The organism is Ruegeria sp. CH5, assembly GCF_056537025.1.
Genome location: NZ_JBQFQT010000006.1, coordinates 1 through 15,384 on the forward strand (window position 1 = coordinate 1; position 15,384 = coordinate 15,384).

Sequence of the window (15,384 nt, forward strand, 5' to 3'; positions counted from 1 at the left end):
CTGCGGTCAGCGTCGTCTTGCCGTGGTCAACGTGGCCAATCGTGCCAATGTTGACGTGCGGTTTTGTACGCTCAAACTTTTCCTTTGCCATTCCTCAGGCGCCCTTTTGCGATTTGGGGGACCCTTGGTCCCGTGGTTACATCTGCGCGCGCGAGATATTTGGTTCAAAGCGGAAAATCAAGCACATCCTGAGGGAAATCCTCAAAACTATGCCGGGTTTTGTATCGCCTGCCCGGATTCAATCGGTTGGATCAGGCCGGGGCGCAGGTCGAACCAACCGTTGTCCTTGTGCTCGTCAGCCAGCCATTCCTCGACGCGGTCCGCCACTTTCAGTGCCAAACCGCTCATCTGCTCTTCCTTGGTGCGTTCGTTGCCCGAGCCCTTCAGAGCGCTGCCACCGGTGGTATCTTCGAGGACCTGGAACTGCTTGCCCTTGGCCAGAAACTCTTTCTTGCCGACATCATAGACGTTGACCAGAACGATCGCTGTGCTTTTGGGGTTGTAGATCACCGGAATACCAGGAGGCGCCAGCATATAGCCTTCGAGGCTGATCCCGACGTCATACTCCTGCGAGCCCTGATAGCGACCAAGGCGGATATCGACGGCCTTCTGGATCGCTTCGGTCCATTCCTGGGGCGTCGCGTCCCGAGACACCGGCCCCTGGACGGCCTTGTCGGCAAACGCATAGTTCACACGCAGCTTGAATTCGCCCAGATCTTCCGGCTCTTCATAGAGTTGCGTCTGCGTGCAGGCGCCCACCAGGGCCAGTCCGGTAATCAGGGTCAAAATGCGCAGCATTGTCTCGTCTCGATAGGCCTGTTTTTCTTTGATCTAGCGCACCGATGCAGCATGTGCCAAGCCGTATCGGCAGATTTCCACCGTGGTCGGCGCACGATCACGAGAACTTGTAATCGCGCGGGAACCCATAGGGCGGTTTTTTTCCGACGCTTGCGCGCTTTGCCAGCCATTGAGACATATCTGCCTCATGCCGTGTCTTGTCGCCGCCCATTGACCATTTCAAACCGTCCTCCCAGTTGAACGTCGTCAGGTCGGACAGGCCGCCATCCAGCTCCAGTGTACCCTGGCGCCCGCGCGCCATGTTGTATTTCTGGAGACGCACGCCCTTGCCCCGCGTCATCTCGGGCAGTTCAGAAACCGGGAACACCAGAAACTTGCCATTCTGTGATACCACAGCGACGTGATCGCCCTCGATCGGCTTGCAGATCACCGCGCGCTCGTCATCCTTGACGTTCAGCACCTGTTTGCCGTTGCGGGTCTGGGCCAGCACCTCGTCCTCGGGCACCATGAACCCGTTGCCCGCATCCGAAGCAACCAGCAATTTGCGCCCCGGCTTGTGGATCAGGATATCGACGATCTGCGCCTCGTTGGGCAGATCGACCATCAGGCGCAGCGGCTCACCCATTCCCCGGCCACCGGGAAGGTTCGCGGCGCTGACCGTGTAGACCCGCCCGTTCGATGCGAAGACCAGCAGCCGGTCGGTGGTTTCCGCATGGAAGATGAACCGCGGCCCGTCGCCGTCCTTGAACTTCAGCTCGCGGTTCAGGTCGATATGGCCGGTCATGGCGCGGATCCAGCCCATCTGCGAGCAGACGACCGTGATCGGCTCTTTGTCGATCATCGCTTCAAGCGGCACGTCCTCGACCTCGCCTGCTTCGGCAAAGCGGGTGCGACGCGCGCCGCCCTCATACTCCTTGCCGAAGGTCTTCTTGGTCTCTTTCAGCTGCTCGGCGATCTTGGCCCATTGCAGACCCTCATCCGCCAGCAGATCTTCAAGTTCTGCGCGCTCTTCCATCAGCGCGTCACGCTCGCGCACCAGTTCCATCTCTTCGAGACGACGCAGGCTGCGCAGGCGCATGTTCAGGATCGCGTCGACTTGAACTTCGGACAGCTCGCCCTCGCCCGGTTTGGGCGAGACATAGTCGGCCTCGCTGGTGGCGCGGACATGGTCGATGCCCCAATTCTCGCGCATCAGCGCGGCCTTGGGGTCGTCGTCATAGCGGATGATATCAATCACGCGGTCCAGATTCAGGAAGGCAACAATGAAGCCCTCCAATACCTCAAGCCGGTGGTCGATCTTGGCCATCCGGTGACGCGAGCGGCGCAGCAGCACCTCTTGCCGGTGGTCTAGGAAGGCGCGCAGCACTTCCTTCATCGAACAGACCTTGGGCGTCACCCCGTCGATCAGAACGTTCATGTTCAGGCTGAACCGCACCTCGAGATCCGAGTTGCGATACAGCATGTTCATCAACACCTCGGGGTCCACGTTTTTCGAACGCGGTTCGAGGATCAGGCGGATGTCGTCGGCGGATTCGTCGCGCACATCGCCCAGGATCGGAATCTTCTTGGTCTGGATCAGCTCGGCGATCTTTTCGATCAGCTTGGATTTCTGAACCTGATACGGGATCTCGGTGACCACGATCTGCCACTGGCCGCGGCCCAGATCCTCGACCTCGTATTTGCAACGCAGCCGGAACGAGCCGCGCCCGGTGCGATAGGCCTGCGCGATATTCTCGGTCGGTTCGACGATGACGCCGCCCGTCGGGAAATCGGGCCCCGGCACATAGTTCAGCAGCGTGTCGTCACGCGCGTCGGGCGTCTTGATCAGATGCAGGCAGGCGTCGCACAGCTCGGCGATGTTGTGGGGCGGGATGTTCGTCGCCATGCCCACGGCAATGCCTGAGGCGCCATTGGCCAGAAGGTTCGGGAACTGTGCCGGCAAGACGACCGGTTCGGTCAGCGTGCCGTCATAGTTGTCGCGGAAATCGACGGCGTCCTCGTTCAGCCCCTCCAGCAACGCCTCGGCAACGATGGTCATCCGGGCCTCGGTGTAGCGCGAGGCCGCCGGGTTGTCGCCGTCGATATTGCCGAAATTCCCCTGCCCGTCGACCAGCGGGTAGCGGACGTTGAAATCCTGCGCCAGACGCGCCATCGCGTCATAGATCGCGGCGTCCCCGTGCGGGTGATAGTTACCCATCACGTCACCCGAGATCTTGGCCGACTTGCGGAACCCGCCCGAGGAGCTGAGTCGCAGCTCGCGCATAGCGTAGAGGATTCGCCGGTGAACCGGCTTCAGCCCGTCGCGCGCATCCGGCAGCGCGCGGTGCATGATGGTGGAGAGAGCATAGGTTAGATAACGCTCGCCAATTGCCCGGCGCAGCGGTTCGGCCACCTCACCCCCGGCGTCGGGGGCCTCCATGTTGGGGTCGTCGATCGTGTCGTTCATAGATGATGTGATACGACGCCCGGCGCGCGTGGTAAAGCAACCAAGGCATATTTTGCTGGGGACAAGTCGGGGTTTTTGCAACAGGGGGAGCCAACCCGGCGATTTCCCCCGATTTTCGACTCGGGACCCGAACTATGGTAGGATCCCAACAATTGAATGCTGCCTTTTTCTTGTTGTTATGATTACCGGGGGATGCGCCATGACGCGCCTTATGCTTGTTACTTTTGCCATGCTCGGCTGGTTCTTCTACGTCATGAGCGGTGGATCCGAATTCGAACCGCGCGGAACCCGCGCCGAGGCACCACCCGTCGTTGCGGCAGGTGAGAAACCCGAGCCCAGGCCACTGGTCCCCTCCCCGGCAACCGAGCTTGTGACGAAAGTGGCCCTGCGCCCCGCCAAGCCGTCCGAACCTAAGCCGGAACCGATCCCCGCCGCCGATGCCGTCGATACCGAGGCGTTGCTAGCGCAGATCGCGGCCGGTCTGAATTCTGATCTGTCCAGTTTCGACAATACCGGCGGCACCTTTTCGCTGGCGTCGCTGGATGAAAACGCGGCCGTCCAGGTTTTGGACACCGACGCCGAACCGGAAACGGCAGCCGCCCCTGCACCCGCAGAGCCGCCGAAAGACATCCGCATCGTGTCCGGCACCCGCGTGAACATGCGCGACGGCCCCGGCACGATCTATCCGATCATCGGCAAAGCGCGGATGGGTCAGCAGGTCGAAGTTCTGAGCGAGTCCGGAACCGGCTGGCTGCGCCTGCGCGTGTTGCCCGAGCAACAGGTTGGCTGGATTTCCTCCTCGTTGATCCGAAAAAGCACAAATTGACGTGATGCCGTCATTGCCGGAGGCCGATCCTCGCAATAGTTTTTGCCGAGGACGACTTTGGGGCAGACATGCAGAAATCCATCCTCATCACCGGATGCTCATCCGGCATTGGTCTGGACGCGGCACACGGGATGCGTGCACGCGGATGGCGCGTGTTTGCCGCCTGCAGACATCAGCGCGATTGCGACAGGCTGAGGGCTCAGGGCTTTGACAGCCCAAGAATCGACTATACCGATGCCGAAACGATCACTTCGGGATTGGCCAGTGTTCTCGAAGCAACGGGCGGCACATTGGACGCGCTGTTCAACAACGGCGCCCATGGCCTGCCCGGTGCGATCGAAGATGTGCCCACCGACGGGTTGCGCCATATCTTCGAGACCAATGTTTTTGGCTGGCACGAACTGACCCGCCAGGTGATACCCGTCATGCGTGCACAGGGCCATGGCCGCATCGTGCAGAACTCGTCGGTACTGGGTCTGGTCGCCTTTCCCTGGCGCGGTGCTTACGTCGCCACGAAATACGCAATCGAAGGCCTGACCGATACGATGAGGCTGGAGCTGCGCGGCACCGGCATCAAAGTGGTGCTGATTGAACCCGGTCCCATCACCTCTAAACTGCGCGAAAAAGCCATACCGATTTTTGAACGGTTCATAGACTGGGAAAACTCGGCCCTGCGCGACAAGTATGAGGGGTCGCTGCTCAAACGTCTGTACGAAGACTCGGGCCCCGACCGGTTCGAGTTGCCTGCGTCCGCGGTAACCGACAAACTTGCCCGCGCGCTCGAGGCAAAGTCGCCCAAAGCTCGGTACTACGTGACCACACCGACCTATATCGCTGGTTATTTGCGCCGCATTCTACCAACGGGCACGATAGACCGCATCCTTTCGGGTATCTGAGACGAAATTACCCGTTCGCTTTCGCGGGCCGCCCCGCTAGATGGTGCGGAAAGGATACAACAAATGCGGACGGTGAGTTCATGGACCTTCTAATGGGCGTACTTCTTTTGGCCATGGCGGCGGTCGTCGTTGTTCTGGCCATCGGCATATCCAATTTCGGCAAGGGCGGTATGGCGGCTGCCAAGAAAAGCAACAAGATGATGCGGCTGCGCATCCTGTTTCAATTCATTGCCGTGGTACTGATCGTGCTCTACGTCTATCTGCGTGGACAGGGAGTGCAGTAGATGGTCGTTCTGAACAAGATTTATACCCGCACCGGCGACGACGGCAAAACCGCGCTGGGCAATGGCGAACGGGTTGCGAAATACTCGGGCCGCGTGGCGGCCTATGGCACGGTGGACGAGTTGAACGCATTTGTCGGCGTGGCCCGCACCGAGGCCGAGGGCGAGGTCGATGCGGCGCTGGCCCGCATCCAGAACGATCTGTTCGACCTGGGCGCTGACCTGTGCCGCCCCGACATGGAAAAGGATGCCGAGGCCGACTACCCACCCCTGCGGATCGCCCCGGCCCAGATCGATCGTCTGGAATCGGAAATCGACGCGATGAATGCCGACCTCGAACCGTTGCGCAGCTTCATCCTGCCGGGCGGATCAAAGCTGGCGGCGCATCTGCATGTCTGCCGCACGGTCTCGCGGCGCGCCGAGCGTCTGGCAGTCGAACTGACCAACATGGAACCGGTGAACGCGGCCGCGGTGAAATACCTCAACCGCCTCAGCGACTGGTTCTTCGTGGCAGCCCGCTGCGCCAACAACGGCGGCCGCGATGACGTCTTGTGGGTTCCGGGCGCGAACCGCTAAAAGCGGCGCAACGTCCAGCGGACGTTGTGGCGACCGGAAGGGCGAAGCCCCGGCCCGAAGGGCGGCCGCACACCGCCGAAACCCGAGCCCCTTGAATGCGATTTCGAACCATCCGGCGCGGCAAAACCGCCCATCGGCCGGGTAACAATATTTCGTTCCTTCACGTCAAAAAGCGTGAAACGCGACGTCCCCACGACATGACGTGACGATTTTGCCCTGTCCCGACGCCCCGCAAGGCGCTATCTAGGCCGACGAGAGCATTGGTGGAGTCGCATTGCGGCTTGCCGTTTTTGTAAGGAGCGTACGCAAAAATGAAGGTACTTGTGCCTGTCAAGCGCGTGATCGACTACAACGTGAAAGTTCGCGTCAAAGCGGACGGCAGCGGTGTTGATCTCGCCAATGTCAAAATGTCGATGAACCCGTTCGACGAGATTGCAGTCGAAGAGGCGATCCGCCTGAAAGAAGCCGGCAAGGCCGACGAGGTCGTGGCCGTTTCGATCGGCGTCAAGCAGGCGCAGGAAACGCTGCGCACCGCGCTGGCAATGGGTGCTGACCGCGCCATCCTGGTCGTCGCGGCGGATGACGTCCACCAGGACATCGAGCCGCTGGCCGTCGCCAAGATCCTGGCCAAGGTGGTCGAGGAAGAACAGCCCGGACTGGTTCTGTGCGGCAAGCAGGCGATCGACAACGACATGAACGCCACCGGCCAGATGCTGTCGGCGCTGCTGGGCTGGAGCCAGGGCACCTTCGCGTCCGAACTGGACATCGAAGGCGACACCGCCAAGGTCACCCGTGAAGTTGACGGCGGTTTGCAGACCATCAGCGTCAAGATGCCGGCCATCATCACCGTCGACCTGCGCCTGAACGAGCCGCGCTATGCGTCGCTGCCCAACATCATGAAGGCCAAGAAAAAGCCGCTGGACGAAAAAACCGCCGCCGATTACGGCGTCGACGTCACTCCGCGGCTCGAAGTCGTCAAGACCGAAGAGCCGCCGGCACGCGCCGCTGGCATCATCGTGGGCTCGGTCGACGAGCTGGTCGGGAAACTCAAAGAAGCGGGGGCTGTGTAATGGCTGTACTTCTGCTTGCCGAAGTCAACAATGGCGAACTGGCGATGGACGCGACCGCCAAGGCGGTCACCGCTGCCAAGCAGCTGGGTGACGTGACCGTTCTGGCCGCGGGCGGCTCGGCCGCCGTTGCCGGCGAAGCCGCCGCCAAGATCGACGGCGTCTCCAAGGTCCTGGTCGCCGAAGACCCGTCGCTGGGCCACCGCCTGGCCGAATCGACCGCCGCGCTGATCGTCAGCCTGGCCGACGGCTATGAGCATATCGTGGCACCCGCCACCACCGACGCCAAGAACGTGATGCCGCGCGTGGCCGCGCTGCTGGACGTGATGGTGATCTCGGACGCGTCGGGCGTGGTGGACGGCTCGACCTTCGAGCGCCCGATCTACGCGGGCAACGCGATCCAGACCGTCAAGTCGAACGACGCCAAGAAGGTCATCACCTTCCGTACGGCCAGCTTTGATGCGGCCGGCGAAGGTGGATCGGCCCCGGTCGAGACCGTATCGGTCGGTGAAAACCCCGGCCTGTCGGAATGGGTCGAGGACAAGGTCGCCGAAAGCGACCGTCCGGAACTGACCTCGGCCGGCGTCGTTGTCTCGGGCGGCCGTGGTGTTGGCTCGGAAGAAGACTTCAAACTGATCGAAGCCCTGGCCGACAAGCTGGGCGCGGCGGTTGGTGCCAGCCGTGCGGCAGTCGACTCGGGCTATGCCCCGAACGACTGGCAGGTGGGTCAGACCGGCAAGGTCGTTGCACCCGATCTGTACATCGCGGTTGGTATTTCGGGTGCGATCCAGCACCTGGCCGGCATGAAGGATTCGAAGATCATCGTCGCGATCAACAAAGACGAAGAAGCTCCGATCTTCCAGGTCGCGGACTACGGCCTGGTCGCGGACCTGTTCCAGGCCGTGCCGGAACTGACCGAAAAGCTGGGCTGATACGTCCAGACTTCGAAACGATCAAGGCCCGCCAATCGGCGGGCCTTTTTCATTCGAGGTATCGGATCGCAGGCAGCAAACGTTCTGCAATAGCCCGGTGCGTGGCCGGTCCGATCATATATTCCGCCATCGGTTGCTGCATCGTGCCGAACAGCATGTCTTCAAGATCATCCGAAGCACCTGAAGGGCGCACCGTCATCTTCACGGTTGGCACCCCTCCATCCGACACCCCATCAATCATGGCCTGAGTAATTGGCACCGGATCAGATACCCCCCGCGCATCCAGCCCGACTGCCGGGCTGTGATCCCAGTCCAGCCACAGCAGCAGAACCCGGCTGGTGACGTTGTCCAACAGGGTGCGAAGCGCCTCTGCCCAAGCCCGCCGCAACTCGGCGGCCACCACTTCGAACCGTGCGTCCGAAAATGCCGACAACCTGGACATAAGGTGCCGCACAAAGTGCACTTCGGCAAAATCAACTTTGGGGTACAAGGTGGAAAGGTCCGAGGTCGCCTCGAGCACTCGATCATTGCGTCGGGGATGAACACGGTAGAACCGGTTGGACTGATTCAGCGCCGAGGGCAGTTGCAGAACGCAAACCTCGGCGCCATTCATCAGGCTCAGAATTTCCGGATCCCGCGCCAATCCCTCGGCACCCGTGAACAGACTGCCCAGATTCAGACACTGCATTTCCAGCCGCTGCTCCAACGCTGCGGGAAACGGAGAATCGACGAACCGACCGAATGTCTCGGTGCCGCCGACGCAGGCCACATATGGTACCTGCAACGCACGCTTTGGCCCGCGAAACCACAGTTTTGACGCCCCGTACCGGCAGACGGATTCCTCGACACCGGTCGCGCCCGACTCATGATAACTCATGTCAGCCACCCATTTTCTTCACCCAATTGCCATTCTGCGGCCTTAGGTGTTTAGAAAACTCTAATGTGCGCATTTGAAGCGAATTGGACCGGTCCCAACCCCTTGCCGCCCAACCCGGACTGCCGATAATGTCCCCCTGAACCTTGATGCGGAAGGCAGTTCAATATGGACGTGAAATCAGTCGGAGTAATCGGCGCGGGCCAGATGGGCAACGGAATCGCCCATGTGATGGCGTTGGCAGGGTATGACGTTCTGCTGAACGACATCAGCCAGGATGCGCTGGATGCTGCCATTGAAACGATCAAGGGCAACCTGGCTCGTCAGGTGTCACGCGGCAAGATCGGTGACGACGAGATGCAGGCCGCATTGCAGCAGATCAAGACCACGCTGAACCTTCCCGAGATCGGCCAGACGGACCTCGTGATCGAAGCCGCGACCGAACGTGAGGCCATCAAGCAGGCGATTTTCGAGGATCTGCAGCCGCATTTGCAGGCCCACACGATCCTGACGTCGAACACTTCGTCCATTTCGATCACACGGCTTGCCAGCCGGACGGATCGGCCGGAGCGTTTCATGGGGTTCCACTTCATGAACCCGGTTCCTGTCATGCAATTGGTCGAGTTGATTCGCGGTATCGCCACCGACGAAGAGACCTTTGCCACCTGCAAGGCGGTGGTGGATCGGTTGGGCAAAACCGCCGCCAGCGCCGAGGATTTTCCGGCCTTCATCGTGAACCGTATCCTGATGCCGATGATCAACGAGGCCGTCTATACCCTGTATGAAGGTGTCGGCAACGTTCAGTCGATCGACCAGTCGATGAAGCTGGGCGCCAATCACCCCATGGGTCCGCTGGAACTGGCCGATTTCATCGGGCTGGACACCTGTCTGGCCATCATGAACGTCCTCCATGATGGGTTGGCGGATACAAAGTACCGCCCCTGCCCGTTGCTGACGAAATACGTCGAGGCCGGCTGGCTGGGCCGCAAGACCGATCGCGGGTTTTATGACTACCGTGGCGAGGTTCCGGTCCCGACGCGCTAAACCGTCAAGGGACCGCCCCGCTCGCTTGCGATGTTTTCGCGCCAATGAACGGTGGATCAGGCTTGTGGTGACTGCCCCAAGCCCAGCGTGTGTTTTCTGAGCCAGGTCATGAATCCGCGCGGGTCGCGTTCGAGCAGTTTCATGTCCTCGTCCGAAATCGGCTCTCCGATCACGGGGCCGACCGGTTTGTTGCAGGACCGGACGATCTCGTGCAGCAGAAGTCCCTGACGCAAAATTGCCGATAGTTTGTTGGCAATCTGGTACCAGCGCGAATTGCTGCCGGGGAAGTAGATGGGCAGAACCTTGGCACCGGATCGCCGGATCATCTTGGCGGTAAACACGTTCCATTCGCGTTCCTGAGCCGGGCCGAACCACGTGTCCGAAGACATCACCACCCCGGATGGGAACAGCGCGACGACACCACCGTTCTTGAGGTGCTCCATCGCTTTGCCCCGCATCTCAAGCATCTTGCTCTGGGCTTCGGGGTCATGTGGAAACGGGACCGGGATCATGAACGAGGTCGCGGCTTCATCCAGCCCGGTCAGAACCGAGCGGGTCAGGATGCGATAGTCCTGGCGCACTCGTCCGATCAACTCGGCCAGGATCATGCCGTCCACCATCCCATGCGGGTGATTGGCCACCACCACAACGGGCCCCTCTTTCGGAATGCGCGCAATCTGGTGTTCGGGCGTGGTCAGGTCGATTCCCATGATACCAAGGGCACCACCCCAGAATTTCTGGCCGCGATACTTTTCATTCTGCTTTTCGAACTTGTTGACCATGCGCAGAATGGTCAGCTTGCCTGTGCACCATTCGATCGCCTTGATGGCCGTCGAGGTCCACGCGTCGTCAAACGAATTTGCGTAGGTCAGCGTGCGGCGGTCGTAGATTTCGCCCGCTTCCGCGGTCTCGGCCACCACCGTGTTGGTCTTGGTATCGTGCGTGGTTTCCGCCAATTCCTGGTCTTCCCGTTCTTGTTTCGTGGCAGTGCCCTGCGTCAGAAACCTTCGCCGAACTTGTCGTTCACCAATGCTTCCAGCGCGTCTGCCAGCGCCTCAGCATCCGGCCCGGACGTTTCGACGTCAATAGTCGTTCCACGCGAAGCCGCCAACATCAAAAGGCCCATAATGCTGTCACCCGACGCGGACATGCCGTCTTTGGACACTTCGGCGCGGGCGTCAAACCCTTCGACCACCTCGACCAATTTGGCTGAAGCGCGCGCGTGCAAGCCCTTTTCGTTGATGATTTTCAAGCTTTTGGTGGCCATATTCAATCGATCCGATGTCAGTCCAATGTCACATTTTGCGCATTGATGTACTTTCGTCCAGCCTCCATGGCCCTACGGACGGCGTCCCCGACCGGAAGTTGGCGGCTTTTGGCCAGTTTGATCAGCATCGGAAGGTTGGCGCCGTAAAGAATTCTGCGGTCCTGCGGCGCACAGGCGCGCAGGCTGAGATTCGAGGGGCTGCCCCCGAACAGATCGGTCACGACAACAACTCCGTCGCCGACATCCACAGCATCCGCGGCCCGGCAGATTTCGGCCTGCTTTTCCTCGCGATCATGATCAGCGTCGATCGACACTGCCACAAGGCCGGGTTGCTTGCCCACGACGTGTTGCATGGCCGCCAGGTATTCCTGGGCCAATCCGCCATGCGCCACGATTACAATTCCGATCAATCCGGCCTCACATTCAACGATCGACGTTCCATCTCGCGGTGTCTAATTGCCACCGGCTGCCCCTGCTCTGCAAGGGCTTTTGCGACCGCTTCGGCCATCGCGACCGAGCGGTGCTGACCCCCGGTACAGCCGAAGGCGACCGACAGGTGCGTTTTGCCCTCGGCCTTGAAGGCGGGCAGCAGAGACAGCAACAGCTCCACCACTCGTTCAAAAAAGGCGGCATAGTTCGTGTCAGCCTGAACATAGGACGCAACGTCCGGATTTCGACCATCAGCCTCGCGCAGCTCCGGACGCCAATATGGGTTGGCCAGAAATCGGCAGTCGAACACCATGTCGAGGCCCAGCGGCAGCCCCCGTTTGTAGGAGAAGGACTCGATAGAAACGGCCAGATGCCGGCCTCCTTCCGGGGCGAACCAGCGTTCGACCTCGGATCGCAGCTGGTGCACGTTGAGCACGCTGGTGTCGATCAGGGTGTCGGCGATCTCGCGGATCGGCTCCAACAATTCCTTTTCCTGGCGGATGCCGGTTTCGGGGCTGGCATCGGTTGCGACCGGATGACGGCGTCGGGTTTCCGAAAACCGGCGCAACAGCACGTCGTCGCTGCAATCCAGATAAAGCGTGGACAGGTCCACCTGGCTCATCCGGCCCAGTTTGGCGACCAATTCGATAAAGCCGATGGTCGAGAAATCACGATTGCGAGCATCGATTCCCAGCGCCATCGGCCGGGATGGATCCGCGCCCTCCATCAGGCGCAGCAAGAGGCCCATCGGCAAGTTGTCGATGGCCTCATAGCCCAGATCCTCGAGCACATGAATCGCCGTCGACCGGCCCGCGCCCGACGGACCTGTCACCAGAACGATGCGCGTTTGTGCTGTCATATGCTTGGCCATTGCGGATCGACGCGTCCCATTTTCATCAGTTGAACAAGTGCTGATGCCAAGTTGGGCACGCCGGCGGCTCGAAGCAAGGGAACAGGATGTCCCAGCACAAGAACCTGTCGCGGTTCCGGCAGTCGCTGGGATTCCACTTGATCCAGATCCACGATCCATTCCAACGGAACGGGGCCGCAGGCCGTGGCGCGCAGCAGGCCGACGCCGCGGGCCTCGACCAATCCTCGGATCTGAGGGACCGCATCCGCAATCACCCGGTCGCCCGACAGGGTTAGGTTTACACGATCATCGGCGACCATGTCCGCGCCGAAGCCCATCATCTGCAATGCAAGTGCCGATTTTCCGGCCCCGGACGGCCCCGAAATCAGGGCGCCGCGGCCTGCAACGGCAACGCATGTGGCGTGCATGCAGACCGGATCATCGCTAGGTTTTTCGGGAAGGCGCAAAGCGCACATCGCTCAAAGGGGAAGACCCACGACAAACCGCGCACCTTGCGGGTCCGACGTGATGTCCGCCTCGGTCGGGCGGATGTTCTCGGCCCAGATGACGCCGCCGTGGGCCTCGACAATCTGTTTCGAGATCGCAAGTCCAAGGCCCGAGTTGTTACCGAAATGCTCGGCCGGGCGCTGCGAATAGAAGCGCTTGAACACCTTGGTCAGGGCCTGATCCGGAATACCGGGGCCAGTGTCTTCAACAACAACCAGAACCCGGTTTTCGCGTTGGCGCACCCAAACGCGGATCGCGTCGCTTTCCTCGCAGAAGGAGATGGCATTTGTAATCAGGTTCACGAAAACCTGTGCCAGACGGGCCTCGAGCCCGTTTATGACGATGGGCTTGGACGGCAAATCCGTGATGTAGTCGATCCCCTTCGATCGGGCATCTTCGCCCAGGTACTGACTGATATTGCCGATCAGCTTCAGAAGATCGAAGGGCTGCTCCTGCTCTTTGACCAGTTCAGCGTCCAGGCGGGACGCATTCGAGATGTCGCTGACAAGGCGGTCCAATCGGCGGACATCGTGCTCAATAACGCCCAACAATTTCTCGCGCTGATCGTCACGCTTGACCATTCGCAGCGTACCGACGGCCGACTGCAGGCTGGCCAAGGGGTTCTTGATTTCATGCGCGACGTCAGCCGCGAACTGTTCGTTGGCGTCTATCCGGTTGTAGAGCGCCGTCACCATTCCCCGCAGCGCACGGCTTAGCCGACCAATCTCGTCCGGGCGAGCGCTCAGATCGGGGATGCGGATACGGCCGGGATTGACCCCAGTGCCACGGTCCTTGCCCATTTCCGCCGCAGCGGCCAGATCCGCCAGCGGGTTCGCGATGGTTGAGGCCAGCACAAGGCTGAGACCCACCGAGACCAGCAGGGCAACGACAAACATCTGCAGAATGCGTTCCTGCTCTTTCCGAGCCAGTGCGTCGATTTCTCCGGCGGGACCGGCCATTGCGACAGCCCCCACAGGGGCGCCATCCAGAACGATTGGCGACGCCGCCACAATCACAGTGTCTCCGGCCGCGTCAGACACGGCGTGAACCTGCATGTGGCCGTCCAGCGCGTTTGGTATGATGTCCTGAACCCGCTGTGCCAGCGTCGGTGCCTCGGCTTCAGATCCGGTGGTGAAAACCGAATACAGACCATTCCAGACGGCGGTCAGGGCATCAGAGATCAACGTGCTGCCGGTCGGAGCATCCGCTTCGGCCTGAATCAGGCCCGGCAATTCCGCCACGGTCGAGGAACCGCGAGTCCAGCCGATCAACGTGCCGGTGCTGTCATAGACGAAGACTTCGCCGCCCTCGGGGATGCTCAGCCCGGCAAGGGTCGCCTTGACGTTCAGGTCAGAAGCGTCCCGCGATCCGGCGACCTGGCGCAGTTGTGCCTCGAAGACGTTGCTGACCAGTTGCGCATCGCCAATGAGGTCTCGCGCCGTTTGCTGGACCCTCTCTTTTCGGGTGTCGTCCAGGTACAGCAGACCTGCGACCAAGATCACCAAAGCAATCAGGTTGAACGTGATGATCTTGCGCGCCAGCGGCGAGTTGCGCAGCGTGAACAGAGTACGCCGCGATCGCCGCGCGCGCAGCTCGGCCGACTCGGGGTCTTGCGGGATGACCCAATCATCGCCCAGAACGACGTCACCGTCGCGCAACTCGCTGGATTGCTCGGTGTCACGCACGAAACAAATTCACCTTTGCAGAAAGCCGGCCCGGCTTATTCCTCGTTGTAACGGTACCCGATACCGTACAGCGTTTCGATAGCCGAAAACTCGGGATCAGCAGCACGCATCTTCTTGCGCAGACGCTTGATGTGGCTGTCGATGGTCCGGTCGTCGACATAGACCTGATCGTCATATGCGACATCCATCAGCTGATCGCGGCTTTTGACGAAGCCGGGGCGTTGCGCCAAGGCCTGCAGCAGCAGGAATTCCGTGACCGTCAGCGAAACATCGTTCCCCTTCCAGCTGACCGCGTGACGCAGGGGGTCCATGCGCAGATCGCCGCGCTCCATCACCTTTGCGTCCCCGGTGGTTGCAGCCGACGCATCCCCGTCGGTCGCTTCCTGACGGCGCAGCAGCGCACGGATGCGCTCGACCAGAAGGCGTTGAGAGAACGGCTTTTTCACGTAGTCGTCCGCGCCCATCCGCAGGCCCAGAACCTCGTCGATCTCATCGTCTTTGGACGTGAGGAAAATCACCGGCATCTGGGTTTTCTGCCGCAGCCGCTGCAGCAGATCCATGCCGTCCATGCGGGGCATCTTGATGTCCAGAACCGCCATATCCGGCAGTTTCTTGTTGAACGCGTCAAGGGCTGCCTGCCCGTCATTGTAGGTTTCGACCTCGAACCCTTCGGCCTCGAGCGTCATGGATACGGACGTCAGAATGTTCCGATCGTCATCCACCAGTGCAATCTTAGACATAGGGCTGCCCCTTTACCTGCTCACTCACGATATATTTTTGCTTTTTGTAGGGCATTCTTGGCTTTTTTAAGGCCGCGAATCAATCCGGATGTACGAATCGCGCCACATTGTTCACGATCCTGCGACAAAAAGGTCGTCCTGCGCTTCCGAAAGTGCCCGGGTTTTC

Annotated in this window: 18 protein-coding genes; 7 read left to right on the forward strand and 11 right to left on the reverse strand. The window is 60.7% G+C overall.

Features of this window, described 5'->3' with window-relative positions; genetic code table 11:
- From ACR0JC_RS16835 to ACR0JC_RS16845, 3 genes are all read right to left on the reverse strand, one after another.
- Positions 1-91: GTP-binding protein (locus ACR0JC_RS16835; protein ID WP_215675807.1), on the reverse strand; the 91-nt coding region annotated here is incomplete at its 3' end.
- Between the two features lie 116 nt (positions 92-207).
- On the reverse strand, positions 208-798 hold the full coding sequence (locus ACR0JC_RS16840; protein ID WP_170343448.1) for a hypothetical protein: 591 nt from the start codon (positions 796-798) through the stop codon (positions 208-210).
- 97 nt (positions 799-895) lie between these two features.
- Positions 896-3,244 (reverse strand): DNA topoisomerase IV subunit A, encoded by a 2,349-nt coding sequence (locus ACR0JC_RS16845; protein ID WP_170343447.1) that lies wholly within the window; start codon positions 3,242-3,244, stop codon positions 896-898.
- A gap of 199 nt (positions 3,245-3,443) precedes the next feature.
- Between ACR0JC_RS16845 and ACR0JC_RS16850 the strand changes: the two genes are divergently transcribed.
- The 6 genes from ACR0JC_RS16850 to ACR0JC_RS16875 all read left to right on the forward strand — a co-directional run bounded on the left by ACR0JC_RS16850 (position 3,444) and on the right by ACR0JC_RS16875 (position 7,822).
- The gene (locus ACR0JC_RS16850) at positions 3,444-4,070 is read left to right on the forward strand and encodes an SH3 domain-containing protein (protein ID WP_244952481.1); all 627 of its coding nucleotides are present in this window, start codon (positions 3,444-3,446) and stop codon (positions 4,068-4,070) included.
- Between the two features lie 68 nt (positions 4,071-4,138).
- Positions 4,139-4,966, forward strand: coding sequence for an SDR family NAD(P)-dependent oxidoreductase (locus ACR0JC_RS16855; protein ID WP_170343446.1), 828 nt, complete (start codon positions 4,139-4,141; stop codon positions 4,964-4,966).
- An 80-nt stretch (positions 4,967-5,046) separates the two neighbouring features.
- Positions 5,047-5,250, forward strand: coding sequence for a twin transmembrane helix small protein (locus tag ACR0JC_RS16860; protein ID WP_093965306.1), 204 nt, complete (start codon positions 5,047-5,049; stop codon positions 5,248-5,250).
- Complete coding sequence (locus tag ACR0JC_RS16865; protein ID WP_170343445.1) at positions 5,251-5,823, forward strand: cob(I)yrinic acid a,c-diamide adenosyltransferase; 573 nt, start codon at positions 5,251-5,253, stop codon at positions 5,821-5,823.
- 311 nt (positions 5,824-6,134) lie between these two features.
- Positions 6,135-6,893 (forward strand): electron transfer flavoprotein subunit beta/FixA family protein, encoded by a 759-nt coding sequence (locus ACR0JC_RS16870; RefSeq protein ID WP_170342626.1) that lies wholly within the window; start codon positions 6,135-6,137, stop codon positions 6,891-6,893.
- Positions 6,893-7,822 (forward strand): electron transfer flavoprotein subunit alpha/FixB family protein, encoded by a 930-nt coding sequence (locus ACR0JC_RS16875; protein ID WP_170343444.1) that lies wholly within the window; start codon positions 6,893-6,895, stop codon positions 7,820-7,822. The genes ACR0JC_RS16870 and ACR0JC_RS16875 overlap by 1 nt, the downstream gene beginning before the upstream one ends.
- A gap of 49 nt (positions 7,823-7,871) precedes the next feature.
- Here the strand turns inward: ACR0JC_RS16875 and ACR0JC_RS16880 are convergent, their stop codons facing one another.
- Positions 7,872-8,699: a DUF6473 family protein gene (locus ACR0JC_RS16880; protein WP_174822132.1), complete on the reverse strand. Its 828-nt coding sequence runs from the start codon at positions 8,697-8,699 to the stop codon at positions 7,872-7,874.
- Between the two features lie 165 nt (positions 8,700-8,864).
- Here ACR0JC_RS16880 and ACR0JC_RS16885 point away from each other — a divergent pair, with 165 nt between their 5' ends.
- On the forward strand, positions 8,865-9,740 hold the full coding sequence (locus tag ACR0JC_RS16885; RefSeq protein WP_170343442.1) for a 3-hydroxybutyryl-CoA dehydrogenase: 876 nt from the start codon (positions 8,865-8,867) through the stop codon (positions 9,738-9,740).
- 56 nt (positions 9,741-9,796) lie between these two features.
- On the opposite strand, the gene ACR0JC_RS16890 is transcribed toward ACR0JC_RS16885, so the two are convergent.
- The 7 genes from ACR0JC_RS16890 to ACR0JC_RS16920 are packed head-to-tail and all read right to left on the reverse strand — an operon-like array spanning position 9,797 to position 15,218.
- Complete coding sequence (locus tag ACR0JC_RS16890) at positions 9,797-10,696, reverse strand: lysophospholipid acyltransferase family protein (protein WP_170343441.1); 900 nt, start codon at positions 10,694-10,696, stop codon at positions 9,797-9,799.
- Between the two features lie 41 nt (positions 10,697-10,737).
- Positions 10,738-11,007, reverse strand: a complete 270-nt coding sequence (locus tag ACR0JC_RS16895) for an HPr family phosphocarrier protein (RefSeq protein ID WP_170343440.1) — start codon at positions 11,005-11,007, stop codon at positions 10,738-10,740.
- A 17-nt stretch (positions 11,008-11,024) separates the two neighbouring features.
- Positions 11,025-11,417, reverse strand: coding sequence for a PTS sugar transporter subunit IIA (locus ACR0JC_RS16900; RefSeq protein WP_093965293.1), 393 nt, complete (start codon positions 11,415-11,417; stop codon positions 11,025-11,027).
- Entirely contained in the window at positions 11,414-12,295 is an 882-nt protein-coding gene (rapZ, locus tag ACR0JC_RS16905) for an RNase adapter RapZ (protein WP_170343439.1), read from the reverse strand. The genes ACR0JC_RS16900 and rapZ overlap by 4 nt, the downstream gene beginning before the upstream one ends.
- Positions 12,292-12,714, reverse strand: coding sequence for an HPr kinase/phosphorylase (locus tag ACR0JC_RS16910; RefSeq protein ID WP_254429027.1), 423 nt, complete (start codon positions 12,712-12,714; stop codon positions 12,292-12,294). Before ACR0JC_RS16910 ends, rapZ begins: the two co-directional genes overlap by 4 nt.
- Before the next feature lie 51 nt (positions 12,715-12,765).
- The gene (locus tag ACR0JC_RS16915; RefSeq protein ID WP_170343437.1) at positions 12,766-14,478 is read right to left on the reverse strand and encodes an ATP-binding protein; all 1,713 of its coding nucleotides are present in this window, start codon (positions 14,476-14,478) and stop codon (positions 12,766-12,768) included.
- Positions 14,479-14,513: 35 nt separating this feature from the next.
- Positions 14,514-15,218, reverse strand: coding sequence for a response regulator transcription factor (locus ACR0JC_RS16920; protein ID WP_170343436.1), 705 nt, complete (start codon positions 15,216-15,218; stop codon positions 14,514-14,516).
- Positions 15,219-15,384 lie beyond the last annotated feature (166 nt).

Bases quoted from the DNA above. Each gene is read 5' to 3' on its own strand.
- rapZ (WP_170343439.1), bottom strand. From the start codon at position 12,295: ATGACAGCACAAACGCGCATCGTTCTGGTGACAGGTCCGTCGGGCGCG.
- ACR0JC_RS16880 (WP_174822132.1), bottom strand. From the start codon at position 8,699: ATGAGTTATCATGAGTCGGGCGCGACCGGTGTCGAGGAATCCGTCTGC.
- ACR0JC_RS16870 (WP_170342626.1), top strand. From the start codon at position 6,135: ATGAAGGTACTTGTGCCTGTCAAGCGCGTGATCGACTACAACGTGAAA.
- ACR0JC_RS16910 (WP_254429027.1), bottom strand. From the start codon at position 12,714: ATGCACGCCACATGCGTTGCCGTTGCAGGCCGCGGCGCCCTGATTTCG.
- ACR0JC_RS16845 (WP_170343447.1), bottom strand. From the start codon at position 3,244: ATGAACGACACGATCGACGACCCCAACATGGAGGCCCCCGACGCCGGG.
- ACR0JC_RS16850 (WP_244952481.1), top strand. From the start codon at position 3,444: ATGACGCGCCTTATGCTTGTTACTTTTGCCATGCTCGGCTGGTTCTTC.
- ACR0JC_RS16875 (WP_170343444.1), top strand. From the start codon at position 6,893: ATGGCTGTACTTCTGCTTGCCGAAGTCAACAATGGCGAACTGGCGATG.
- ACR0JC_RS16865 (WP_170343445.1), top strand. From the start codon at position 5,251: ATGGTCGTTCTGAACAAGATTTATACCCGCACCGGCGACGACGGCAAA.
- ACR0JC_RS16860 (WP_093965306.1), top strand. From the start codon at position 5,047: ATGGACCTTCTAATGGGCGTACTTCTTTTGGCCATGGCGGCGGTCGTC.
- ACR0JC_RS16920 (WP_170343436.1), bottom strand. From the start codon at position 15,218: ATGTCTAAGATTGCACTGGTGGATGACGATCGGAACATTCTGACGTCC.
- ACR0JC_RS16855 (WP_170343446.1), top strand. From the start codon at position 4,139: ATGCAGAAATCCATCCTCATCACCGGATGCTCATCCGGCATTGGTCTG.
- ACR0JC_RS16885 (WP_170343442.1), top strand. From the start codon at position 8,865: ATGGACGTGAAATCAGTCGGAGTAATCGGCGCGGGCCAGATGGGCAAC.
- ACR0JC_RS16895 (WP_170343440.1), bottom strand. From the start codon at position 11,007: ATGGCCACCAAAAGCTTGAAAATCATCAACGAAAAGGGCTTGCACGCG.
- ACR0JC_RS16840 (WP_170343448.1), bottom strand. From the start codon at position 798: ATGCTGCGCATTTTGACCCTGATTACCGGACTGGCCCTGGTGGGCGCC.